Genomic DNA, 25,252 nt, shown 5'->3' on the forward strand with positions numbered 1-25,252 from the left:
TAAAAAATTTAGCCTGCAAAGATAGTACTTAGTTTTTAGCTCAATGTTAAAATTAAGAAAGGCAGAATTCAACATTAAGGATCAATTGGATTATTTCTGAAAAATTAAACCTTCAATCTCCTCCATTTAAAAAATTTCTTTATTTTGCACCCAAATCGAAAAAACAATGAAAAAATCAATTATTGCAATTATTGCAATTGGCTTATTAGCTGTCTCATGTGACAAAAAAGAATCAAAAGACGGCCTGCATCTTACAGGAAATATAAAAGGATTAAAAGAGGGAAAATTATATATCCAAAGATATAATGACACAGCTTTAGTGGCTATTGACAGTATTAAAATTGATGGGAATTCAGCCTTCGAAACCAATATAAAATTAGAATCACCAGAGATGCTTTATCTCTTTCTGGATCGTGGGGTTACCAATTCATTAGACAATAATATTATATTTTTTGCAGAACCGGGTAATATAAATATCGAGGCAAATCTGGATAATTTTATTAATGGTGCTAAAATTACCGGATCAAAAAACCATGAGTTATATGAAGAATATCAAAAAGTAAACTCTCGTTTTAAAGATGAAAGCCTTTCCTTAATTGAAGCTAAATTCAAAGCTTTAAAAAGACAGGATCAAAAAGCGGTTGACAGCATTGTAGCAAGAGGCGATTCGAACATTAAACGAAAATATTTATTTGCTACTAACTTTGCAATTAACCACAAAGATCATGAAATAGCACCCTATATTGCTTTAGCAGAAATTTACGATATTAATCTTAAGTTTTTGGATACTATTCAAAAATCTATGACACCTAAAGTTGCAAATTCCTTATATGGTAAAAAACTTACCAAGTATGTAAATGAAATTAAAAAAGAGGAAAAGAAATAATTTTACTCTAAAAACCCAAAAAGGCCTGGAAATATTTCAGGCCTTTTGTATTTTAGGATATTCAGATATACAACATTTGATTATAAAAAATAAAATCCTGTAAGCATTAAACTTACAGGATTTATTTTACTTGTTGGTCTACTAGGACTCGAACCTAGAAAGACGGCACCAAAAACCGTAGTGTTACCATTACACCATAGACCAATAAAGTAGTGCGGTTAAGCGAGTGCAAATTTAAAGCTTTTTTTAGTTTGCGCAAACTTTTTGATAAAAAAAATCACTTTTTTTATCATTTTTTTTCTTTCAAAGCCGCCAAATCGCTACAAATATTTCACAAACAACGGGTTACAAGAATCAAATACTTTTATAGAATTTTTTGTTAATGGTCGTTTCTTTACACAAAAAAACATTTTCTTTGTAAAATAGAAAACATACAAAATTTTAACACCTGAATATGGCACAATTCAATTTCAATAAATGGAATACAATTATTGGTTGGTTTGCATTTGCAATCGCTTTAATTACCTACACACTAACTGTTGAACCTACTATGAGCTTCTGGGATTGCGGCGAATATATTGCAACAGCTGCCAAACTTGAAGTTGGCCATCCCCCAGGCGCACCTTTATTTCAAATGATAGGTGCCTTTTTTGCCATGTTTGCAATCGACAATCAACACGTTGCACTAATGGTAAATATGATGTCTGTTTTTTCAAGCGCCTTTACCATTTTATTCATGTTTTGGTCATCCTCTATGATTTTGAAAAAAATTGTAGCACGTTTTGCTGAAATTGACCAAAATAATTCAATTGTAATTTTAGGAAGCTCTTTTGTTGGAGCTTTAGCTTATACATTTTCAGACAGTTTTTGGTTTAATGCTGTTGAAGCTGAAGTTTATGCAATGGCATCATTATTAATAGCTTTGCTTTTTTGGCTTGGATTACGCTGGGAGCAAGATATGGACAAACCAAAGGGAAACAAATGGCTGCTTATTATTTCTCTTGTTATTGGTCTTTCATTTGGAGTCCACTTTATGGCTTTGTTAACTATCCCTGCTATTGGTTTTCTTTATTTCTTTAAACATTACGAGAAAGTAACCATAAAAAATTTCATTATAGGGAATATTGTAGTGATTGCTATTTTGTTGTTTATTTTTAAATTACTACTTCCCTTAACCATGGCATTCTTTGGTAAAACCGAAGTATTCATGGTAAACAGCATGGGATTACCTTTTAATTCAGGAACTATTTTCGTTGCCCTGCTTTTTATTGCTTTCTTTTATTTTGGATTAAAATATACTAAACAAAAAGGACTGGTTTTCTACAATACAATTATTTTGTGTATTTTATTTATCTTAATTGGTTTCTCCACATGGATGATGCTGCCAGTACGTGCCAACGCCAATACAGTGATCAACGAAAACAAACCATCTGATGCTACTGAAGTTTTAGCTTATTATAATCGTGAACAATATGGTGTAAACCCATTGTTTTACGGCCCTCAGTACACCGAAGTTTTTGCAGGATTAGATGAAAAAACACCCTATTTGGATAAAAAGCCAAACTACGAGAGAGATTATAAAACCGGTAAATATATCATTACCAACAATTATAAAAATGCAGAACAAAATAGTGATGATAATCAAAAAACAATTCTGCCCAGAATGTGGAGTACCGAAACTGGACACATTCAGAATTACATTAATTTCACGAATCCGCCTCAGTTCAAAATAAATCCAAATTACCCTTATGAAGATGATTTGGGAAAATATGGAATTGACGCGAGTCAGTTAAGTGAAGAAGAATATAATAAAGCTATAGCACAATTGCGCAATGAAGTAGAAAAAACAGTGCATGAATTCAGACAGGCTTATGCTCAAAAACAAATTGACAATGAAGGTTACGTAAAGTTCTTAAAAAGTTACAGCGACTATTTAATCATCGAAAAACCCTCAACCGTTGATAATTTCAGTTTTATGTTTGAATATCAGTTTGGATATATGTACTGGAGATATCTGATGTGGAATTTTGTAGGACGCCAAAGTGACGTACAAGGCAAATACGACAATCTGGATGGAAACTGGATCAGCGGAATCAAGCCTTTAGACTCATTACATTTAGGATCCCAGGATAATTTACCTTCAGATGTTTTAAATAATAAAGGAAGAAACGTTTACTATTTCTTACCTTTCATTTTAGGACTTATTGGCCTTATGTATCACGCAAACAAGGATTTAAAAAGTTTTTATGTGCTTTTGGTGCTGTTTTTATTTACTGGAATTGCGCTTAAAATTTACCTAAACGAAAGACCTTTTGAACCTCGTGAAAGAGATTATGCTTTAGTTGGTTCCTTTTATGTTTTTGCAATCTGGATAGGCTTCGGAGCTTATTCTTTATACGAAACTATTCAAAAATACTTAGCGCCTAAAATTGCAGGTCCGGTTATAATTGTCGGAAGCTTATTAGCAGCGCCAGTTTTAATGGCTTCTCAAAACTGGGATGACCATGACAGATCAGGCAAATACACAGCGGTCGCAATGGCAAAAGCCTATCTGACATCATGTGATAAAGATGCTATTTTATTTACCATTGGAGACAACGATACATTCCCGTTATGGTATGCTCAGGAAATCGAAGGCATTCGTACTGATGTTAAAATTGTAAACACCAGCCTTTTCATGACCGACTGGTATATTGATCAGATGAAAGCTAAAGCATACGAATCTGACCCATTACCAATATCGTTTACACATGACCAATATGTTGGGGATAAATTAGATTATGTGGCTCACATACCAAAAGTAGAAACCCGTTGGGATATTAATGATTTTATTAGCTTCATTAAACACCCGAAATCAACTGTTGGTTTACAAAATGGCCAAACAATTCATTTTTATCCTACAAATAAAATCAGGCTCAACATTGATAAAAACACCATTATCAAAAATAAAGTGGTCAACCCTAAGTACAATGATTCTATCGTACCATACATGGACATTGACATCAAAGGAAGTGCATTATATAAAAATCGCCTGATGATGTTGGATATCTTAGCCAATAATAACTGGAAAAGACCTATTTATTTTAGCGGAGGAGCTTTTGACGATGAAGACTATTTATGGCTAAAAGATTATCTTCAGTTAGATGGAATGGTTTACAGATTAGTTCCAATTAAAAACACACCTTCAAAAGACGGTGGGCCAATGGATATGGGACAAATTGATGCAGATAAAATGTATAATATTGTAACAAAATGGGACTGGGGCAATAGCAATGGCAACATTTATCATGATCCTGAAACCAGAAGAAACAGTATCACTTATCGCACAAACCTTTCCCGTTTAATGAATCAGCTTATCGCTGAAGGAAAAACAGATAAGGCTAAAAACATCATCAATTTAGCAATGACAAAAATGCCATTGGATAAATACGGATATTATTCTTTAGTTGAACCTTTTGCAGACGGTTATTATAAAGTTGGAGAAAAAGAAAAAGCCCAGGAATTACTAAATAAATTAGTTCTGAAATATAAAGAGAACCTTAATTATTATGCCACTTTGAGCGGAAGCGACCAGTCTGATCTGGCTATTGATATCATAACAGATATTGAACGTTACAGAAGCCTGCTTCAGGTTATGAAAACAAACAAAGATTTAGCTTTTTACAACAACCACAAAAAGACTTTCAACACTTATGTAAATGTCTTCGAGCGTTTTGGAAGAGAAAAAGAATAATATACAAAAAATATACTAATTAAAAAAATGCGGTGCTATTAGCTAAATAGTGCCGCATTTTTTAATTTTACATATCTCTAAATTGTATCAAAATGAGCTTTTACTGGGTCAAAACAAATTCATTCATTAAAAGGGTATTTTCTAAATACTGTTGGGATATTCCAAACACAGAAAAGAAAATATACCTCACGTTTGATGATGGGCCAACTCCTGAGGTTACAGACTGGGTTTTATCAGAATTGAAGAAATTTGATGCAAAAGCAACCTTTTTCTGCATAGGAAAAAACATTAATGCACATACTTCTTTATTTGAAAAATTAATCGCAGAAGGGCATTCAATAGGAAATCACACCATGAACCATGCAAATGGCTGGAAAAGCAAAACAAACGATTATATTGAAAATGTAAAAAATTGTGCCGCCGTATTAGCTGGCAAGAAACTCAGTAGTTTATTATTTCGCCCGCCTTATGGAAAAATAAAAAAAACACAATCTAAAATATTAAGAAACCTGGGCTATAAAATAGTGATGTGGGATGTCTTAAGTGCTGATTTTGATCAGAGCATTACTCCACAAAAGTGTTTAGAAAATGTAACAAAAAATGTAAAATCAGGAAGTGTAATTGTTTTTCATGACAGTGTAAAAGCATCGCAAAATTTAAAATTTGCGCTACCCAAGACTTTGAGCTTTCTGAAAGAAAATGGATTTGTATTTGATGTTGTCAGCTAACTTTCTGATGAGAAAATCTATGAACCGAACTGATCCTGAACAATTCCAATAATGGTATTAGCATCCAGTTCTCCTGACTGCCTCCAGATCATCTGCCCTTCTTTATAAATCATTAAAGTAGGAAGGCCTTTAATTCGTAAAGCTTCTGCCAGTTCCTGATTTTTATCTACATCAATCTTGATTACCTTGGCCTTATCACCAAGTGCAGCTGCAACATCCTTTATAACAGGATGCATAGAAACCGATGATTCATTCCAGTCTGTATAGAAATCGATCAACACAGGAACCTGTGCATTTATTAGTTCTCCAAATTTTGACATAAAACCAAAAATTTAAATTTTTTAAATCTACTAAAAGAGATTACCATTATACAAATGTAGCATTTTTACCGAATTAAGCCACATTGTTGCCTTTTTTTAGTTCAATTACCGTGATTTCAGGCATAATTCCGACCCTCCCAGGATAGGCGTGAAAGCCAAATCCTCTGTTCACATAAATATACCTTCCTAAACTCTCATATAATCCCGCCCATTGCTTGTAAATATACTGCGCTAAACTCCATTTAAAATAACCCGGAATCTCAATACCAAACTGCATTCCATGAGTATGCCCTGACAATGTTAAATGAAAATTCTTAGGGTGGTCTTTTATTTCTGCATCCCAATGACTTGGATCGTGACTCATCAGGATTTTGAAATCTTCCTTAGCAACTTCAGCAGACGCTTTATTTAAGTCTCCCGCTTTCTTAAAATTCACTCCCCAGTTCTCTACTCCAATTAAAGCGATTTTATCTTTACCTTTTTGAATATAAGTGTGCTCGTTGAGCATCAATTTAAATCCAATTTGTCCGTAAAGATTCTTAATTTCCTTAAAATTTTCATCTTTTTCCTTTTGAGATGGCCAGGTAACATATTCACCATAATCATGATTACCTAAGATAGAAAATTTTCCGTATTTATACTCTTTAATTCTGTTAAAAGTACTTACCCATGCATCCATTTCTTTAGCATGCGTATTGACAATATCGCCTGTTAACAAAATCATATCTGAATCTTGCTCATTAATAAGATCAATTGCATAATTTATTTTCTCGGCGTTATCGAAACTACCGCTGTGTACATCTGAAATCTGGGTAATTTTAAAACCATCAAAGGCATCAGGAAGATCAGAAAAAAATATGGTTTGCTTAAATACTTTGAAGTTATATTTTCCTTCAAAAATCCCATAAATTAAAGATAAAAAAGGAACAGCTGCTAATCCTAATGCCAATTGACTCACAAATTTTCGGCGTTCAGGCATCATTTCCTTCCTTGGCACATTGTACATAAAATAGTTCAAAATACTGGCTCCAATCCTAAAAATATCTTCTCCAAACAAAATAAGCGTAATTACAATTTTAGGAACATAAACCATCAACATGAGTCCCATTGTAAACATGGTATATTTAGTTTGCCCAACAGAACGATCAAACTGCGTAAAGGAATAAACGATAAAAACTAAAAGCAATACACTAATAACCTGGTAAGCTATTAACACCCATCTTAATTTAATCAAAGTACGAAAGGCCTGATAAGAATAGAACTCAATAAGTAAAAAAAGAGCACACAGAATTATAAAACGAAGAATCATTATTTACAGTTTTAAACAAAGTAACAAAGAATGAAAATTTTAATGCTTTCTATTATCAAAAATTTAACTCAACAAACTACAAAAAGCTGATGAATTACTCCATCAGCTTTCGCTACAAAATTTTTTAAAACCTTTTTATAATCCACAACAAAGTTCATTGAACAAACTTTTGAAGTTTATTTTTGAGATTTTGCAGCTTCCGGCTTAGCTGCATCTGTCTCTGCTTTTTTGTCTGCTTTTGCTTTTTTATGCCCTTTTTTCTCGTGTTTAACAGCTTTAACTTCTTTTGAAGCTGTTCCCTGAGCGGGAGTTGTCTGAGCATTTACCATTGCAGCTGTTCCTAAAAGAAATACTGCTAACATTACTAATTTTTTCATGATCGTAGTTTTTTAATTTGTATTGTTTCATTTATTTGATTCAAAGATAGAATCGCTAAATGAAGACAAAATGAAGTTTCACCTCCTTAGAAAAAATTAACTTTAAATTATATTTTTCAGACTTTATTAAAACAACAAAGTAAAGACTGTTCCTTCATTTACAACAGAAGAAACTTTTATTTCAATATGATGAAAAACCGCTATACTTTTTGCAATAGCCAGCCCTAAACCCTGCCCTTCCTGTTCAGAATTTACTCTTGTAAAACGGTTAAAAATATTTTCAATCTGAGATTCATTCAACCCAATACCGAAATCAGCAATTGAAATAAAATATCGATCCTGTAAAAAACCGTCTGAAACTATAATTTCACCATTAGTTCTATTATATTTTATGGCATTAGTAACCAGATTATAAATCAGTATGTGAATTAATGTTTTGTTTCCTGTAAAGACAAAATCATGTTTTGTTTCATTACTAAACCGAATTCCTTTATCCTCAATCCGATCCTGAAGATCTTCCTGCAATTCATTTATTATGTGCTGAAAATTAATCCTTTCATTTGATTCGTACTGATGATTTTCAATTCTTGAAATTAGTAACAAATTGTTTATGATTTTCTTCAGCATATCCAAAGTCTTGAGGGAACCTGCAATTTTATCAATTGCATTATCATCCAATGACTCATTTTGTAAAAGGTTTTCCAGCTTATTTTTTAATAAAGCAATTGGAGTTAAAAGCTCGTGCGAAACATTTGAAATAAACTGCTTTTCTTTTTTAAATACATCTGCAATCCGGTCCATCATTTGATTAAGGACGAGGTCTAGTTCTTTAAAATCTCTTGATTTTGCATTTATTGGCGTATGATCAAAAGCCTCAGGTTCATTAACCCTCCTTATCTTTGTATCAATAATTTTATAAAAAGGCTTAAGCAGATATTCGATATAAACGGTATCAGCCAAAAAAGTCACCAAAAGAATGACAACCAAAACAATTATAATAAAAAACCTGATAATGAATGTAAGATCGTTTACTTCACTAAGACTGCTTCCTATTTCCAGTTGATAACCCTGATCTCCATATACAAAATGATATTTCAGTATTCTATATTCATTTTCTTCTCCTTCAATAATCCTGTACTCATTTTTAAACATAGTTTGTTTTTGATGATATCTGGCAGGCATTTTTGAAAGAACTAAAAATTCGCTGTGAAGCGTTGAAAATTGCGAATATGTTTCTGTTGAATCTCCTTCATTTTCGATAAAATCATTTATCTCCTGTTGATTTAAATGTTCAATAAATTTTTTCTTTTTTTCTATCAGACCATTATTGATATGCCGATATAGAACATTTTCAACCAAAATAGGCAGCATCAGCCACAAAATCAAAATTACCAACAATCTTGTCAGTGCATTAAAAATGGCTAATTGATGTTTTATTTTCACAATAATCTATTTAATCATTAATACGATAACCAACATTGCGGACTGTTTCAAACCAATCGATAGCAGTATGTTTATCGAGTTTTTTACGGAGATTTCTAACATGGACATCTATAAAATTCGAATCTGAATTTATTTCTAATATATCTCCCCAAATATGTTCAGTCAATTGGAGACGGGTAATCACTCTGTTTTTATTCAAAACCAAATACTGAAAAATATCAAATTCTTTTTTAGTCAGATTTATCGAAACTTCATTAAAAGTAACCTTGTAATCCTGAAGCTGCAATAAAAATCCATGAATACTTAAATTATTTAATGTAAAACCGTGAATCCTGCGAATTACAGCAAATATTCTCGCGGCCAATTCTGTCAGGGCAAAAGGCTTTGTCAAATAATCATCTGCGCCGAGATGAAGTCCGTTAATTCGATCGTCCAGTTCCCCTCGCGCTGTCAACACAATAACTGCCATTTTAGACTTCGTTTTCCTGACTTCTTTCAAAACCTCAAAACCGTCTCCATCCGGAAGCCCCAAATCCAAAAGCATCGCATCATAATCACTAGAGCCAAATTCCTCCAGGGCATCGGCGCAATTATTTACAATTTTACAGATATAGCCTGACTTGCATAGAAAATCATATACTTCTGCTGCAAGTTCCTTATTATCCTCAACAATCAAAATATTCATAAGCCTGCTATTTAAGCACTACTAAAATTAATGAATTATCAAAAGTGAAGCTGCGCATTATTAAATATTTTACGAATGAAAAAAGCTGACAAATTTCTTCATCAGCTTCTTCAATCGCACTCTCATAATCATTATTCCTGTTTTGCCTCCAATACAATTGCCTGAAAGCAAAACGAAAACAATTATTATTTTTTCATTTTTGCGGTTTCAGCTTTTGGAGCTTCTGCTTTAGTTTCCGCTTTTTCTGTTTTTGCTTTTTTAGAAGTTTTGTGTTTAGGATTTTTTGTTGCTTTTACTTCTTTAGCCGGAATTTCTTTTCCATTTTTTGCAGGAAATGCATGAACCATTGCGCTTGTTCCTAAAACTGCTACTAATAACATTACTAAATTTCTCATGATTTCTAAGATTTAAGAATTAATAACCTTTTAATTTATATGTCAAAATTAGGTTCGGAAAATGAAGCCAAAATGAAGAAATAACGGAATGTTCGAATTTAACTTGATATTAACGCATTTCCGATTTAGAAGCCTGTTTTTAGGTTCATCTGGATAAATGCTTTAATCAAATTAATTTCGAGAACAGAATAATTTTAAAGCTCAATTGTTTATTTTTACAGACTAATATTTTTTATATGTCAACTCAAAAACGTCTTTTTCTTCTAGATGCTTATGCACTAATTTTTCGTGGATATTATGCCTTTATAAAAAATCCGAGAATCAACTCAAAAGGAATGGACACCTCTGCAATTATGGGTTTTATGAACTCCTTATTGGATGTTATTAAAAGAGAAAAACCAGATCATTTGGCCGTTGCTTTCGACAAAGAAGGAAGTCACGCCAGAACAGAAATGTTTTCAGAATATAAAGCTAACCGCGACGAAACTCCCGAAGCAATTAAGATTGCTGTTCCCTATATCCAGGAATTATTAAGAGCGATGCATATTCCGATTATTGAACTTGCGGGCTGTGAAGCTGATGACCTAATTGGAACAATTGCCAAACAAGCTGAAAAACAAAACTATAAGGTTTATATGGTTACTCCAGATAAGGATTTTGCACAATTGGTTTCTGAAAATATCTTTATGTACAAACCTGCGCGTATGGGTAACGGAATCGAAATTTGGGGCATTCCGGAAGTTTTGGCAAAATTCGAAGTCGAAAGACCAGAACAGGTAATTGATTTTCTTGGAATGATGGGCGATGCGGTAGATAATATTCCCGGATTGCCTGGAGTTGGTGAAGTTACGGCTAAAAAATTCCTGAAAGAATTTGGTTCGATGGAAAATCTTCTGGCTAATACAGATAAGCTGAAGGGCAAAATGAAAGAAAACATCGAAGCCAACAAAGAAAAAGGTATTTTATCTAAAAAACTGGCAGCAATTATGTGTGATTGTGATGTTACTTTTAATGAAGAAGATTACGAACTTTCAAGACCAGACATTGAAAAAACAGATGCTATTTTTCAGGAATTAGAATTCAGAAGAATGGCAGAACAGTTTGATAATTTGTTTAAAGTTGGAGGAGGAAACGAATTAGCAAATAATAGTCCTGCTGATGCAAAATTATACAAAAAACCACAGCCAAAAAACGAAGATCAATTTGACCTTTTTGGCGGAGGGGGCACTACACTTGATGAAAGCGCCGAAGCTGCAAGAAATTCATTTTACAGTACTTTAGAAAACACTGAACATTCGTATCAGACTATCCAAGGTGATTTAGGGATCAAATTGCTTTTGCAGAATTTAGAAAAACAGACTTCTGTTTGCTTCGACACAGAGACTACAGGAATCGATGCTTTACATGCAGAATTAGTGGGAATGTCTTTCTCTTACGAAAAAGGAAAAGCTTTTTATGTACCGTTTCCGGAAAACCAGGAAGAAGCTCAGGCATTAGTTAATAAATTTGTTCCATTTTTTGAAAATGAAAACATTGAGAAAATCGGGCAAAACTTAAAGTACGATTTAAAAATCCTTTCAAATTATGGTGTCACCGTAAAAGGAAAACTTTTTGATACCATGATTGCGCATTATCTGATTAATCCGGATATGCGTCACAATATGGATATTTTAGCTGAAACCTATTTAAAATATTCTCCTAAGTCAATTGAAACTTTAATTGGGAAAAAAGGAAAAAATCAGCTTAATATGCGTGATGTCCCTTTAGAAGATATTAAAGAATATGCTGCCGAAGATGCCGATATTACTTTACAATTAAAAGAAATCTTCACTGCCGAATTAGACAAAACAGAAACTAAAAAGTTATTTGATGAAATCGAAATTCCGTTAGTAAGTGTTTTGGCTGATATGGAAACTGAAGGAATTCGTCTGGATGTGGAATTTCTAAAAGCGATGTCATCTGAAATGGACATTGAAATTAAATCTTTAGAAGAAAAAATCTATGAAACTGCCGGGGAGAAATTCAACCTGGCTTCCCCAAAACAGTTAGGCGATATTTTATTTGACAAACTTAAAATTGGCGGAGCAAAACAAAAGAAAACCAAAACAGGTCAATATGCAACTGGCGAAGAAGTTTTAACGTATTTAGCAAACGACAACCCAATTGTAAAAGAAATTCTGGACTGGCGCCAGATGGTAAAACTTCAAAGTACTTATATTTTGGCCTTACCGGAACAAGTAGATAAAAAAACATTGCGTGTCCATACAGATTATATGCAGACTGTTGCAGCAACTGGTCGTTTGAGTTCTAATAATCCGAACTTGCAGAATATTCCAATTCGTACAGAAAGAGGTCGTCAGATTCGTAAAGCCTTTGTGGCCCGCGATGAAAACCATACTTTAATCTCTGCCGATTACTCGCAGATTGAACTAAGAATTATTGCTGCATTAAGTGGCGAAGAAAATATGATCAAAGCTTTTCAGGATGGAGAAGACATTCACAAAGCAACTGCATCAAAAGTTTTTAATGTCCCTTTAGACGAAGTTTCACGTGAACAGAGAAGCAACGCCAAAACTGTAAATTTCGGAATTATCTATGGAGTTTCAGCTTTCGGATTGAGCAACCAGACTTTGTTATCGAGAAGCGAAAGTGCTGCTTTGATTGAAGCCTATTACAATACCTATCCTAAGCTAAAATCATATATTTCAGATCAGGTTGAATTCGCACGTGAAAATGGCTATGTACAAACGATTTTAGGACGTCGACGCTATTTAAAAGATATCAACTCTGCAAATGCAGTGGTTAGGAGTGCTGCCGAACGAAATGCTGTAAATGCTCCAATTCAGGGAAGTGCTGCAGACGTTATTAAAATTGCAATGATCAACATCCATAAAAAACTTAAGGAAGAAAACTGGAAATCAAAAATGCTGCTTCAGGTACATGATGAGCTTGTATTCGACGTATATAACGACGAATTAGAAAAAATCCAGCCTATGATCAAACACGAAATGGAAAATGCTTTTAAAATGGCCGTTCCATTGGAAGTTGAACTTGGATTAGGTAAGGATTGGTTAGAAGCGCATTAAAAAAATATTACGTTTAAAACAAAGCGTCCCGAAATTAACTTGGGACGCTTTTTTATTTGATTTTAGCGATATCAAGATAGTAACCCGCCAATAACAGCAAATACTAATATCAATCCATACAAGATCATAATAGACAATGTAAAGATCCCAATAAATTTATAATGTGATTTTAAGTATTCGAAAGAATTAGTCAATGCTTCTGAATCATTTTCCCTAAAAGCTTTTTTTGCATTTGCAGCGAATTTATTTAAGTAATACACTGGAAAAAAATAAATCGCTGCCAAAGCAAAATAAATAACGCCAATCACTACTCCAAAAGAGCCACCCATTCCGCCCATTCCAGGAACTGTACTTCCCAGCGTTGAAAAAAGAGTCCCGGCAAACAAAGCTATGACAGCCATGATTGCAACGCCTATAAACCCAAGGATAGATAAGAAATAAGCCCATTTTGCAGTTTCTTTTAAAAAGTCTTTTGCAGATTCATCGAGATGCAGCTCAAATTTTTCAAAAACTGAAGTTTCTTCCATTGTAATATTTTTTCTGGTTAAGCAACAAACATAAGAAAAATATTGTTTAAAAAACTGGATCAAAAATTCTAAAAATAAAAATTGAGCAAAAAAAAACCACCACATTTCTGTGATGGTTTTTGAGCCGATAGAGGGACTCGAACCCACGACCTGCTGATTACAAATCAGCTGCTCTAGCCAGCTGAGCTACATCGGCCTATTTAACGGGTGCAAAGATAAAATTGTTTTTTACATTTCCAAAATAAATTTGACACCTCTCTCTATAATTAAAAAAACCATCACATTTTAGTGATGGTTTCCGTTGAGCCGATAGAGGGACTCGAACCCACGACCTGCTGATTACAAATCAGCTGCTCTAGCCAGCTGAGCTACATCGGCCTCATTACGGGTGCAAATATAAAGCGGTTTTTGGTTTTGCCAAAATAAATCTGCACTTTTTTATACTTTTTTTCGCTTATAATGCGTTGATTTTTTCAATCAATTGATTAGCAGTTTGTTCTAATTCAACATTGATTTGTTTAAAGTGTGCTTTTTTATTTTCAACGTTTTTTGCGTTCACTTTTGTAATCAAAGTATCAAATGCAGCAATAGCTTCATCGATTAAAGCATTCGTCTCCGGAGTTGGATTTCCTGTTGTAGACATCTCAAACAAGTAAACTGCTTCAATAATATCTCCTAATACGAAGTTGATGTCTTTTTTTAAATTCTTAACGTTTGCCATTTTTTATTTTAATTTAAATTTGCGTCTGCAAAAGTACATATTATCTTTAGAATATATGTTAAGAAATGTAAATTTCTAAAATTGAAGCATTTCCACTCAAAACAAAACCTTTTATCTCAGCAGGAACCAAAACTGTATCCCCTTTTTTATAGGAGTGCTCAAAACCATCGTATTCAATTTCAAAACTTCCTTCAATGCACATATAAACTGTAAAGGTTTCCCCAGATTTAGTGACTTCTATTTTATTTTCTAACGGAATGAAATTGGTTGTAAAATAAGGACAATCAACTACTAGATTTGACACATTAGTCTTTTTCTCGTAATTTTTCTGCGTATTAACTTTATTATAATTAATTGCATCAAGTGCAAGATCTACATGCAATTCCCTTGTATTTCCCTGTGCATCTTTACGGTCAAAATCATATAAGCGATATGTTATATCTGAGGTCTGCTGAATTTCAGCTACAACCAGTCCTGCCCCTATTGCATGTACAGTTCCAGTTTCTAAAAAGAAAACATCTCCTGATTTTGCTTTAACATCATCTAAGATAGAGACTAAAGTTTTATCATTTAAATGTTTCAAATATTCTTCTCTACTTGAATCTTCTTTAAAGCCCACAATAATCCTGGCATCGGTATCAGCCTGCATTACATACCACATTTCGGTTTTTCCAAAAGAATTATGACGCTCTTTCGCCAGCTTATCATTTGGATGAACCTGAATTGAAAGATCTTCACGCGCATCTAAATATTTAAAAAGTAGTGGAAATTGTTTTCCGAAACGCTTGTAAACTGACGTTCCCAAAATTTCTTCGGGCATATCATCAATAAGATCCATTAGGGATTTTCCTTTCAACTCTCCTTCAGCCACAATACTGACATCTCCTTCTACAGTTGAAAGCTCCCAGCTCTCACCAGTAATTTTTGAAGTAATTGATTTATTTAATATAGTTTTAAGTTTTTCTCCCCCCCAGATTCTTTCTTTTAGAATTGGCTGGAATTGTAAAGGGTATAAATTCGATTTCATACTTTAATTTTAAGGCTAATATTTATAATTAAATAAAAAGGTACTATTATTTTTGCTAACCTACAACACCAATTCTTTAATTGTATCCAGAGCTTTCGGAATGTGACTAGCGGCATTTATACTGTCAAAAATCAAAATGACCACACCATTTCTGTCAATAACATATGTTACCCTTCCTGGCAAAAGCCCGAATAAGTTGTTTTTAACCCCAAAAAGATGCCTTAATTTCTTGTCCTGATCTGACAATAATATAAAAGGCAATTCATGTTTTTTAGCAAACTTCTGGTGCGATTTTACACTGTCACTGCTTATCCCAATTACCTCAGCGCCTAAATCCTTAAAATCTTCATATTGATCCCTAAAACTACATGCCTCGGTAGTACATCCCGGCGTATTGTCTTTTGGATAAAAATAAATCACCAGTGGCTTTCTACCCAAAACACTTCGGCTTTCAAAAACTTCTCCGTGACTATCTTTTGCAGTAAAATTCGGAACTATATCTCCTATTTTCAATGACATTCTTTATTCTCCTTTATAAGTTACAAAATTGCGGTCCGTTTCATTCAATACGATTTCTAAATCAAAATCGGACTGAATCCTTTTTCTAATTTTATTCCATATCACAACAGCAATATTTTCTGCAGTTGGATTCAAATCCTGAAACTCCGGAACGTCCAGATTCAGGTTTTTGTGATCAAACGGAACTTCTACTTCTTCACGTATAATATCCGCTAATATTTTCACATCTAAAACAAAACCGGTTTCCGGGTCAATTTTTCCTGTAACACTTACTGTTAAACCATAATTATGACCATGAAAACTCGGATTGTTACATTTTCCAAAAACTTCATCATTTTTTTCAAATGTCCAGTCTTTTCTATATAATCGATGTGCAGCATTAAAATGCGCTTTTCTTGATATGGTTACTTTCATTAGGTTATGGTTAGCAGGTTTTAAATTTTGTGGTCTTCCAAATAATGATAAAATTCATCAAAAATTATTTTAAACCAGACAGTATATATTTCGGGGTGCTTTTCAATATCTTCTTTTATATCCTCAATTTTCATCCATTTCCAATCCTCTACTTCTTCTAAATTAATTTCCGGATTTTCATTGTAATACCCAATCATGACGTGATCAAGCTCATGTTCGGTCAGACCGTTATCAAAAGGTGCTTTGTATATAAAATGAAACAACTCCTTTAATTCGGTTTTAAAACCCATTTCTTCAAAAAGTCGTCTGCTACCCGCTTCGATATTTGACTCTCCTTCACGCTGATGACTGCAGCATGTATTGGTCCATAGCAAAGGCGAATGATATTTTTGATGTGCACGCTGCTGCAGCATGATTTCATTTTTACTGTTTAAAATAAAAACTGAGAAAGCGCGGTGTAAAAGGGCTTTTTCATGTGCTTCTAATTTTGGCATCAAGCCAATCTGCTCATCATTTTGGTTGACTAATATTACGTTTTCTTCTATCATAGGGCATGTTGATATACAAAAATACGAAAAAAGAATTGGTTGGAAAATCTCAGAAAAGATTGTGAAAAGTTTAACTGACAAGAAATTACACATTTCTCTAATTACCAACAGACTACAATAAATAAATTCAAAAAAAGCCTTAAAAATAAGCCCCTAAAACTATAGAGCGTATTTCTTCGTAAATAATATAAAGTTAAAACATACTTAAAAAAAACTCAATTGTGTAGTTAGTATCTTTTTGATTCAAAACCTAATTGTACATTTGAATAAAACTTAAAGCACTCAAACAATGAAAACAAGAACACAATTTTTCAGGCTTTGCTTTTTAATTCTGGTATTTATTTTTCAGGCTTGTGGACAATCATCAAAAAAGAACAATACACAAACTTCTAACATGGGAAATAAAATAAATAAACCCGGAAATCCTTATTATTCGAATACAGATTCTACCAAACTAAATGTAACGGATGCAGAATGGAAAAAAGTACTTCCTGAAGACGTGTATGCAGTCATGCGTGAAGCTGATACCGAAAGACCTTTTACAGGAAAATATTGGAATACTGATGAAAAAGGCACTTATTACTGCGCTTCATGTGGAAACAAACTCTTCAGATCGGGCGCTAAGTTTGCAAGCAATTGCGGGTGGCCAAGTTTTTTTGAACAAGACAATAAAAAAAGTGTCGTTTATAAAAATGATAATTCGTTAGGCATGGAAAGAATTGAAGCACTTTGCGGAAGATGCAACGGACATTTAGGTCATTTATTTGATGATGGTCCGCCACCAACAGGAAAACGATACTGTATGAATTCGATTGCAATGGATTTCATTCCAGATAACAAATAAATATTTATTCATGAAAAAAATACTTTTAATCTGTTTTTTTGTTTTCTCATTAAACGGATTCTCTCAGAAAAAAACACTCGATATTGAAACTATTACACTTGGTGGAGGATGTTATTGGTGTGTAGAAGCTGTTTATGAAAATCTAAATGGAGTAAAATCTGTTGTTTCCGGTTATGCCGGAGGTAAAACAGTTAATCCAACCTACGAAGAAGTCTGCACGGGTAAAACCGGTCACGCCGAAGTGGTGCAAATTACTTATGATAAAAGCATAACAAATATTAACGAAATCTTCAAGGTTTTCTTTACTGTTCACGACCCTACTACATTGAACAGACAAGGCGCTGATGTGGGAACCCAATATCGTTCTGTAATTTTTTATACAAATGAAGAACAAAAAAAGGCGGCTCAAAACATTATTGCAGAACTCAGTAAGGCAAAAGTTTACGACAGCCCCATTGTAACCAAAATAGAACCGCTTTCAAAATTTTATAAGGCCGAAAATTACCATCAGAACTATTTTGCCAACAACAAAAATCAACCCTATTGCAAAATGGTGATTCAGCCTAAAATAGAAAAGTTTGAAAAAGTTTTTAAGGACAAAATAAAAAAGAAACCTTAAGAAACGGTTATACATATTACCAACAAAAAAGTCTGTGCCAAATGACACAGACTTTTTCATATTTATTGTTTAGATTTTCTTAGTGAGTAACATCTAATGAGTAAAATTTCACATTTGCGAATGCTCCTGTTTGATCTCCCTGAAGATTACATCCAACAGTAAAATAATTATCGAATGAATTCCATAATTTGTAATCACCTCCTGAATATACTTTTTTCTCACCGTTTACACTAACTTCCATCTTTCCATCACTAATTTCAATCTGGAAATTGAATTTATCAAAATCAACTTTATTTTTAAAAGTATAACCATCATCATCAATCCAGGAATCTTCTTTTAAAATATCAATACCTGTAATAGAAGGATCTGCTAACCTCTTTGATCTCAATTTTACATATCCATTATCCCAAAAAACTTTTAAGATTGATGGAGCAGATTTGTCTTTGGCACCAATTTGATTAACCTGATCTTCTTTTAACCTTCCTCCAATCTGAGCAAATATAACACGCGGATATTGGTCATTCTTTTTAGAAATTTCTCCCATTTTAATCGAAGCTTTTAATTTTGCACCTTGCTTAAAAGACCAGCTTGCATCGCCTCCAAATGAGTTTTGCTCTTTTAGATCTGTTTTATTAAAAGATCTTTTAGATTTGATAGAAGGATAAACATAAAAAACCAAAGACCTGTCAGTCAAATCATTGAACATAAATTTTGTGATTTCAACATTTTCAGAATAATCCAAAAGTTTTGGTGCTTTATAAGTGGTTACCGAACCTTCAGGAATAGTTAACTTCCATAAAGTCAAATCTATTTTTGGTGCTTTTTGGGCATGAATTATAAAAGTAGTACTTGCGAATAATAATAAAAGATAAGTTCTAATTTTTTTCATTTTTTGGCTGTTTTTGGATTAAATAATTTTGTAAAATCAATTTCAAGATACTCGCGAGCAAAAAATGTTCCAAAAAGAAAAATTTAAAATCTTTTCATTGAAAAATCCCGTCTCAAGAACACCATTGTAATCGATTGCATAAAAATAGATTTTTTTTTCAATTTCCTCATATTTTTTTACATTATATTTTCTATTTCTCAAAAAAAAATACTAAAAAATTGAATTTGTATAAATTTAATCAAAATTAAACAACGATTATTAAGAAATAAAAAAACATCATATATAATTATTGAATAATCTATAAAAATAAATCCAATAATTTACAATAAATTATATAAGTATTTTTTTATAAAAGCAAAGATTACCAAGTATTTAGATACAAAATAAACAAATAACAAAACTGTATTTATCCCGAATAAAAGATATTAAGAAAATTAAAAATGTAATAAATGTTAATTTTACGATGAAAAACTTGACATTTATTACATTCTAAAAAATGTTTTATACAAGAAAACCGAGCTTCCGTTTTATTCCAATAATTAGTTCTATATTAATTAATTACAAAAGGGAGCTACTAATTGAATTTTATAGGAAATAAACAAGAGTAGATTTCTATCTGATTAAAAAATCTAATATCCATACCACACAAATCAACCAGAAAATCATTTCAAAGATGCGGCAATCATCAAAGCGCATTTTTCTCCATCAATTGCAGCTGAAATAATTCCTCCTGCATAACCTGCACCTTCCCCACAAGGATACAATCCTTTAATCTGTAAATGTTCATAAGTATCATGATTTCTTGGAATTCTAACTGGAGATGACGTTCTGCTTTCAGGAGCATGCAGAATAGCTTCGTTTGTTAAATAACCCCGCATCGATTTTCCGAATTCCAAAAAACCCTGACGCATAATCTGAGCCAGAAAGCCAGGAAAAACCTGCCCCACTTCTACCGAAGTAGTCCCAGGAACATAAGATGTTTTTGGAATATCTGTTGAAACCTTGCTTTGTGTAAAATCAATCATTCTTTGAGCAGGAACTTTTTGCGTTTCCCCAGCAAGACGCCATGCCTTTTGTTCGATACTTTTTTGAAATTCCATACCGGCCAGTGCACCAAATTTAGCAAAAGGCTTAAAATCTTCTAATTTTAATTCGACCACAATTCCGGAATTTGCAGTTGACTGATCACGTTTAGAGGGTGACCAGCCGTTTGTGACTACTTCACCGGGACTCGTTGCGCATGGTGCGATTACACCACCCGGGCACATACAAAATGAATACATACCACGACCGTTTACCTGTTTCACTATAGAATACGGAGCCGGAGGCAAATGTTCTCCACGATAATCACAGCTGTATTGAATACTATCTATTAATTGCTGAGAATGTTCAGCACGCACACCTAAAGCAAAAGGTTTAGCTTCTATAAAAATCTTCTTTTTATCTAATAGTTCAAAAACATCACGAGCCGAATGCCCCGTTGCTAAGATTAACTTATTTGCAAGAATCCTGTCTCCATTTTGAGTGACAACTCCTTCTACTTCATTGTTTTTTACTAAAATATCTATTACCCTGGTATCAAACAAAACCTGACCTCCAAATTCGATTATTTTATTGCGGATATCTTCGATTATTTTAGGCAATTTATTGGTTCCGATATGAGGATGTGCTTCTACCAAAATATCTTCAGAGGCTCCAAAAGCGACTAAAAGTTCTAAAATACGGGTTATATCACCGCGCTTTTTAGAACGTGTATATAACTTCCCATCAGAATAGGTTCCCGCCCCTCCTTCGCCAAAACAGTAATTAGAATCTTCGTTTACTATATGCTCGCGATTGATTGCTTTTAGGTCGCGGCGGCGTCCGCGCACGTCTTTTCCTCGTTCGAGTACAATTGGCTTCAAGCCTAATTCAACTAATTGTAAAGCCGCAAAAAGACCTGCCGGTCCAGCACCAACAACAATTACTTCCTGTGCTTTTGAAACATCCTTATATATAGGAAGCTCAATTTTGGATTTCTGAAGAACTTCTCCTTTTAAATAAATAACTACTTTTAAATTGATTTTTATTGCTTTCTGTCGCGCATCAATTGAACGTTTCAGAATCGAAACATGCTGAATTTCATGAGAAGAAACTTTTATTTGTTTAGACAAATAGTCTTTCAGTAATAATTCATTTGCTGCTATTTCGGGAGTTACCTGAAGTAAAAGTTCTCTTGGCATTGTGTTTATTTATTGGATTAGCTTTTCTATTTATGAAAAGAAGTTACAAAAGTACTATTTTGAAATGAGAATATTTGTACGTTTGAAAAAACTAAAAAAATGGAAATTAAAAACATTGAACATCTTTTACACAACGTTTCAATTATTCAGGAAAAATATAATTCATTAGCAGAAATAACCGGAGAACATTATAATGTTTTTGATATCTTAGGAAAACGCAGCGATGAATTATCTCATTCCTTGATAATTTCTAATTTGTTAAATGCGAAAGGCAAACATGGTCAAAAGGATTTATTCTTAAAATTGTTTATTGAAATTATACAACCTAAATTTTTATCAAGCATTGTTAAAGAAGATTTTTTCAAAAATTTCAACACGCTTGCAAGTAAAGCAATAACTGAAAAATTTGCAGGAGAAGTAACTGATGATGAAGGAGGCAGAATTGACATTGTCATTACTCAAGGACAAAACAATATCATTATAGAAAACAAAATTTACGCTAGAGATCAAAAAGCGCAGCTATTAAGATATTTTAATTATGACAAGAACGCTCCCATAATATACTTAACACTTGATGGAAAAGATGCAAGCGAAAATTCAAAAAAAAATATAGCAAATGGACACGAATACATTTGCATTTCATATGAAAATGAAATAAGTAATTGGATTGAAAAATGTGTTGAAAAAGTGGCCAATAAACCAATTATAAGAGAAACATTAATTCAATATTTAAATTTAATAAATAGCATTACAAATCAATCCACAAACGATATTATGAGTAAAGAAATAAAAGAATTAATTAAAAAAGATTTTGGATCAGCAAGTGAAATTGTAAAAAATTATGATGAGGCTAAAAATGATATTTACAACAAAATTCGAGATACAATAAGAGATATACTCGTATCACAATTAAGCAATAAGTACGAAATAACATATGCAGGAAGCTCCGTTTCTGACAAAAATTCGAAAATATATCTTGAATTAAAAGATTATAATAATATGGGGATTTTCTTTGGTATCAAACCATTTAGTGGCAATGGGAATATAAGGAAACGAGTTGTTGCTTGGAATTCTAGATATTGAGAAAAAAAACAAAGATTATTTTGAAAAGTATACTTCAAAAGGTAGTCGATGGATTGAAAAAAAAACATTTAATACTTTTGAAGATTATCATATCGACTTTAGTAATCTTGATTTCTTAACTTTACTTGCAAATAATGAAGAAAAACAAATACAATTAGCAAAAGAGCTTGCTGATCAAATTATTAAATATATTGATTCACAAGAGGAATATGTTTTAAAAGTTTGCAAAAAAATCAAACAAAGTATCTAATTATCTAAAAATTCATTTTTAAAACAGACTTTATACCTTTGTAATTCTAAACCTTTGTACCGATATAAATAATGTCAAGAAAAATAAAACTAATTTGGGATTTTCGTGGTCCGGCTTCTGCTAAAACAGCAGAACATCACGAAATCCATTTGAAAGAATATATTACAATTGAAAAACTCCCGCTGAATATTACGGGATTTAAAGTCATAAGCGACATGCATGCAGTTGCTTTTATGGTGGTAACTCACGAAAATATGATTCAGGTAAGAGATGCTTTAAAACCGCATCGGGGGGAAATTTATTCAGAGTAAGTTGTAAAATGAAAAATGTGAGATGGAAAGTATCAAAAAATACATTTTACATCTCACATTAAACTTATGACTAGTTTGCCACCTCACTAATAAACTTAATTCTCATTAATCGCAATTCGTCAATATCGTAATCACCATCAAATTCTTTTAAGGCATCTTCAATTTTGTCGGATTCTGATTCCATGAAATAATCGTGGATTTCTTCCTGCTGATCATCATCAAGCATATCATCAACCCAATATTTGATATTTAATTTAGTTCCGGAATAAACAATTTGTTCCATTTCCTTAATCAGAGCATCCATTGTTAATCCTTTTGCGGAAGCAATATCACTTAATGGCAGCTTTCTGTCGATATTCTGAATAATGTATAATTTATTAGCAGAATTAACTCCTGTAGATTTTACAACCAAATCATCCGGACGGATAATATCATTATCTTCAACATATCTGCTTATTAAAGCAACAAATTCACCACCGTATTTTTTTGCTTTTCCTTCACCAACCCCATGAATATTATACAATTCCTGTAATGTAATGGGATATTTCAAAGCCATATCCTCTAGAGAAGGATCCTGAAAAACCACAAAAGGAGGCACACCGAGTTTTTTTGCTACCTTTTTTCGAAGTTCTTTTAACATTGCGGTCAAAACCTCATCAGAAGTCCCTGATGATTTAGATGATGCCACGATTGATTCATCATCGGCTTCGCTATATTCATGATCTTCAGACATCATAAATGAAACGGGATTTTTGATAAAATCCAAACCTTGCTGCGTTATTTTTACAACCCCATATGTTTCAATATCTTTTGACAAATATCCAGACACTAAAACCTGACGTAATAATGCCATCCAGTACTTTTCATCATGATCTGAACCGGAACCAAAAAAGGATTGCGTATCTGTTTTATGAGCCTTAATAACCGCATTAATACGACCTATTAAAGTAAATACAATTTCTTTTGATTTATAAATATGTTTGGTATCGCGAACAATTTCCAACAATTTAACAACCTGATCTTTTGCTTCAATTTTGTTTTTAGGATTTCGTACATTATCATCCATATCTGCACCGTCTCCATCATCCGGAAATTCTTCACCAAAATAATGTAAAAGGAATTTTCTTCTTGACATTGATGTCTCAGCGTAAGCCACCACTTCCTGCAATAAAGCAAAACCTATTTCCTGTTCTGCCACAGGCTTGCCGGACATGAATTTTTCCAGCTTTTCTACATCTTTAAAAGAATAATAAGCCAGGCAATGCCCTTCACCTCCGTCGCGTCCTGCACGACCAGTTTCCTGATAATAACTTTCAAGTGATTTTGGAATGTCATGGTGAATTACAAAACGAACGTCCGGCTTGTCAATTCCCATTCCGAAGGCAATTGTAGCTACGACTACTTCAACATCCTCCATCAAAAACATATCCTGATGCTTGGCACGGGTTTTCGCATCCAGACCCGCGTGATACGGAACAGCACTGATTCCATTAACCTGCAAAACTTCAGCAATAGTTTCTACTTTTTTGCGGCTCAGACAATAAATAATTCCGGATTTACCTTTATGCTGTTTGATAAAACGAATAATATCCGATTCAATATTTTTAGTTTTAGTACGAACTTCGTAATATAGATTTGGTCTGTTAAATGATGCTTTAAAAGTATTGGCATCAACCATATCCAGATTTTTCAGAATATCTTCCTGAACTTTTGGTGTGGCAGTAGCTGTAAGTCCAATAATTGGTACTTTACCCAATTGTTTAATAATATTTCTAAGATTCCTGTATTCTGGCCTGAAATCATGTCCCCACTCTGAAATACAATGCGCTTCATCAATTGCTACAAATGAAATCGGTACGCTCTGCAAAAAAGCTACGTATTCTTCTTTTGTCAGCGATTCCGGCGCAACATATAAAAGTTTAGTTAAACCAGACGTGATATCCGTTTTAACCTGGGCAATTTCTGTTTTTGTTAAAGATGAATTTAGTACATGAGCGATTCCATTTTCAGAAGAAAGACTTCTGATGGCATCCACCTGATTCTTCATTAAAGCAATTAAAGGAGAAACAACAATTGCAGTCCCATCCTTAATCAGAGCAGGCAATTGATAACAAAGAGACTTTCCACCACCCGTAGGCATAATTACAAAAGTATTCTTCTCATCTAAAATACTTCTAATGACCTGCTCCTGCAAGCCTTTAAATTGGCTAAAGCCGAAATACTTCTTTAATTCTTTATGTATTTCAATTTCGTTTGAACTCATTCTTTATATTAATGGATATTTTGTATAAATTTGCAACACATAAAGATACGAAT

Annotated in this window: 24 protein-coding genes and 3 tRNA genes; 9 read left to right on the forward strand and 18 right to left on the reverse strand. The window is 33.1% G+C overall.

Annotated features, from left to right (window positions below; genetic code table 11):
• Positions 1-166: 166 nt before the first annotated feature.
• Positions 167-886, forward strand: a complete 720-nt coding sequence (locus K8B81_RS05935; RefSeq protein ID WP_223679903.1) for a DUF4369 domain-containing protein — start codon at positions 167-169, stop codon at positions 884-886.
• 133 nt (positions 887-1,019) lie between these two features.
• On the opposite strand, the gene K8B81_RS05940 is transcribed toward K8B81_RS05935, so the two are convergent.
• A tRNA-Gln gene (locus tag K8B81_RS05940) sits at positions 1,020-1,090 on the reverse strand.
• Between the two features lie 250 nt (positions 1,091-1,340).
• Between K8B81_RS05940 and K8B81_RS05945 the strand changes: the two genes are divergently transcribed.
• Complete coding sequence (locus K8B81_RS05945; protein WP_223679912.1) at positions 1,341-4,619, forward strand: glycosyltransferase family 117 protein; 3,279 nt, start codon at positions 1,341-1,343, stop codon at positions 4,617-4,619.
• Positions 4,620-4,711: 92 nt separating this feature from the next.
• Positions 4,712-5,347, forward strand: coding sequence for a polysaccharide deacetylase family protein (locus K8B81_RS05950; RefSeq protein ID WP_223679914.1), 636 nt, complete (start codon positions 4,712-4,714; stop codon positions 5,345-5,347).
• A 17-nt stretch (positions 5,348-5,364) separates the two neighbouring features.
• Here the strand turns inward: K8B81_RS05950 and K8B81_RS05955 are convergent, their stop codons facing one another.
• From K8B81_RS05955 to K8B81_RS05980, 6 genes are all read right to left on the reverse strand, one after another.
• On the reverse strand, positions 5,365-5,667 hold the full coding sequence (locus tag K8B81_RS05955; RefSeq protein WP_223679916.1) for a thioredoxin family protein: 303 nt from the start codon (positions 5,665-5,667) through the stop codon (positions 5,365-5,367).
• 73 nt (positions 5,668-5,740) lie between these two features.
• Positions 5,741-6,976, reverse strand: a complete 1,236-nt coding sequence (locus tag K8B81_RS05960; protein WP_223679918.1) for a metallophosphoesterase — start codon at positions 6,974-6,976, stop codon at positions 5,741-5,743.
• Between the two features lie 176 nt (positions 6,977-7,152).
• Positions 7,153-7,353 carry a hypothetical protein gene (locus K8B81_RS05965; protein WP_223679920.1) on the reverse strand — a complete coding sequence of 67 codons (201 nt, stop codon included), beginning with the start codon at positions 7,351-7,353 and terminating at the stop codon, positions 7,153-7,155.
• A gap of 126 nt (positions 7,354-7,479) precedes the next feature.
• Complete coding sequence (locus K8B81_RS05970; RefSeq protein WP_223679922.1) at positions 7,480-8,796, reverse strand: sensor histidine kinase; 1,317 nt, start codon at positions 8,794-8,796, stop codon at positions 7,480-7,482.
• Between the two features lie 10 nt (positions 8,797-8,806).
• Positions 8,807-9,481 carry a response regulator transcription factor gene (locus K8B81_RS05975; RefSeq protein ID WP_223679924.1) on the reverse strand — a complete coding sequence of 225 codons (675 nt, stop codon included), beginning with the start codon at positions 9,479-9,481 and terminating at the stop codon, positions 8,807-8,809.
• A gap of 185 nt (positions 9,482-9,666) precedes the next feature.
• A complete protein-coding gene (locus K8B81_RS05980; protein ID WP_223679927.1) occupies positions 9,667-9,876 on the reverse strand; it encodes a hypothetical protein in 210 nt (69 codons plus the stop codon).
• Between the two features lie 236 nt (positions 9,877-10,112).
• Here K8B81_RS05980 and polA point away from each other — a divergent pair, with 236 nt between their 5' ends.
• Positions 10,113-12,962: a DNA polymerase I gene (polA, locus tag K8B81_RS05985; RefSeq protein ID WP_223679929.1), complete on the forward strand. Its 2,850-nt coding sequence runs from the start codon at positions 10,113-10,115 to the stop codon at positions 12,960-12,962.
• A 71-nt stretch (positions 12,963-13,033) separates the two neighbouring features.
• On the opposite strand, the gene K8B81_RS05990 is transcribed toward polA, so the two are convergent.
• The 8 genes from K8B81_RS05990 to idi all read right to left on the reverse strand — a co-directional run bounded on the left by K8B81_RS05990 (position 13,034) and on the right by idi (position 16,718).
• Positions 13,034-13,489 carry a hypothetical protein gene (locus tag K8B81_RS05990; RefSeq protein WP_223679932.1) on the reverse strand — a complete coding sequence of 152 codons (456 nt, stop codon included), beginning with the start codon at positions 13,487-13,489 and terminating at the stop codon, positions 13,034-13,036.
• Positions 13,490-13,611: 122 nt separating this feature from the next.
• Positions 13,612-13,685, reverse strand: a tRNA-Thr gene (locus K8B81_RS05995).
• Between the two features lie 108 nt (positions 13,686-13,793).
• Positions 13,794-13,867, reverse strand: a tRNA-Thr gene (locus K8B81_RS06000).
• Positions 13,868-13,943: 76 nt separating this feature from the next.
• Complete coding sequence (locus K8B81_RS06005) at positions 13,944-14,210, reverse strand: hypothetical protein (RefSeq protein ID WP_012022371.1); 267 nt, start codon at positions 14,208-14,210, stop codon at positions 13,944-13,946.
• Positions 14,211-14,268: 58 nt separating this feature from the next.
• Entirely contained in the window at positions 14,269-15,237 is a 969-nt protein-coding gene (locus K8B81_RS06010; protein ID WP_223679934.1) for a type I phosphomannose isomerase catalytic subunit, read from the reverse strand.
• 60 nt (positions 15,238-15,297) lie between these two features.
• Complete coding sequence (locus tag K8B81_RS06015) at positions 15,298-15,756, reverse strand: peroxiredoxin (RefSeq protein ID WP_223679936.1); 459 nt, start codon at positions 15,754-15,756, stop codon at positions 15,298-15,300.
• A gap of 3 nt (positions 15,757-15,759) precedes the next feature.
• Positions 15,760-16,170, reverse strand: coding sequence for a 6-pyruvoyl trahydropterin synthase family protein (locus K8B81_RS06020; RefSeq protein WP_223679938.1), 411 nt, complete (start codon positions 16,168-16,170; stop codon positions 15,760-15,762).
• A gap of 20 nt (positions 16,171-16,190) precedes the next feature.
• The gene (gene idi / locus K8B81_RS06025; protein ID WP_223679940.1) at positions 16,191-16,718 is read right to left on the reverse strand and encodes an isopentenyl-diphosphate Delta-isomerase; all 528 of its coding nucleotides are present in this window, start codon (positions 16,716-16,718) and stop codon (positions 16,191-16,193) included.
• Positions 16,719-17,007: 289 nt separating this feature from the next.
• Here idi and msrB point away from each other — a divergent pair, with 289 nt between their 5' ends.
• Together msrB and msrA are read left to right on the forward strand one after the other, a co-directional pair.
• Positions 17,008-17,562, forward strand: coding sequence for a peptide-methionine (R)-S-oxide reductase MsrB (msrB, locus tag K8B81_RS06030; RefSeq protein ID WP_223679948.1), 555 nt, complete (start codon positions 17,008-17,010; stop codon positions 17,560-17,562).
• Positions 17,563-17,572: 10 nt separating this feature from the next.
• Positions 17,573-18,181 (forward strand): peptide-methionine (S)-S-oxide reductase MsrA, encoded by a 609-nt coding sequence (msrA, locus tag K8B81_RS06035; protein WP_223679960.1) that lies wholly within the window; start codon positions 17,573-17,575, stop codon positions 18,179-18,181.
• A 79-nt stretch (positions 18,182-18,260) separates the two neighbouring features.
• On the opposite strand, the gene K8B81_RS06040 is transcribed toward msrA, so the two are convergent.
• Entirely contained in the window at positions 18,261-19,070 is an 810-nt protein-coding gene (locus K8B81_RS06040) for a polysaccharide lyase family 7 protein (RefSeq protein ID WP_223679962.1), read from the reverse strand.
• A gap of 662 nt (positions 19,071-19,732) precedes the next feature.
• Complete coding sequence (locus K8B81_RS06045; protein WP_223679964.1) at positions 19,733-21,292, reverse strand: NAD(P)/FAD-dependent oxidoreductase; 1,560 nt, start codon at positions 21,290-21,292, stop codon at positions 19,733-19,735.
• A gap of 99 nt (positions 21,293-21,391) precedes the next feature.
• On the opposite strand from K8B81_RS06045, the gene K8B81_RS06050 reads away from it, so the two are divergent.
• The 3 genes from K8B81_RS06050 (at position 21,392) to K8B81_RS06060 (ending at position 22,936) form a co-directional block, all read left to right on the forward strand.
• A complete protein-coding gene (locus tag K8B81_RS06050) occupies positions 21,392-22,375 on the forward strand; it encodes a PDDEXK-like family protein (protein WP_223679967.1) in 984 nt (327 codons plus the stop codon).
• A complete protein-coding gene (locus K8B81_RS06055; protein ID WP_223679970.1) occupies positions 22,350-22,625 on the forward strand; it encodes a hypothetical protein in 276 nt (91 codons plus the stop codon). Before K8B81_RS06050 ends, K8B81_RS06055 begins: the two co-directional genes overlap by 26 nt.
• Positions 22,626-22,696: 71 nt before the next feature.
• Positions 22,697-22,936, forward strand: a complete 240-nt coding sequence (locus K8B81_RS06060) for a hypothetical protein (protein WP_223679973.1) — start codon at positions 22,697-22,699, stop codon at positions 22,934-22,936.
• A 70-nt stretch (positions 22,937-23,006) separates the two neighbouring features.
• Here the strand turns inward: K8B81_RS06060 and recQ are convergent, their stop codons facing one another.
• Positions 23,007-25,199 carry a DNA helicase RecQ gene (gene recQ / locus K8B81_RS06065; RefSeq protein ID WP_223679975.1) on the reverse strand — a complete coding sequence of 731 codons (2,193 nt, stop codon included), beginning with the start codon at positions 25,197-25,199 and terminating at the stop codon, positions 23,007-23,009.
• Between the last annotated feature and the right edge of the window lie 53 nt (positions 25,200-25,252).

It is taken from the genome of Flavobacterium hibisci (assembly GCF_020026925.1).
GTDB lineage: Bacteria > Bacteroidota > Bacteroidia > Flavobacteriales > Flavobacteriaceae > Flavobacterium > Flavobacterium hibisci.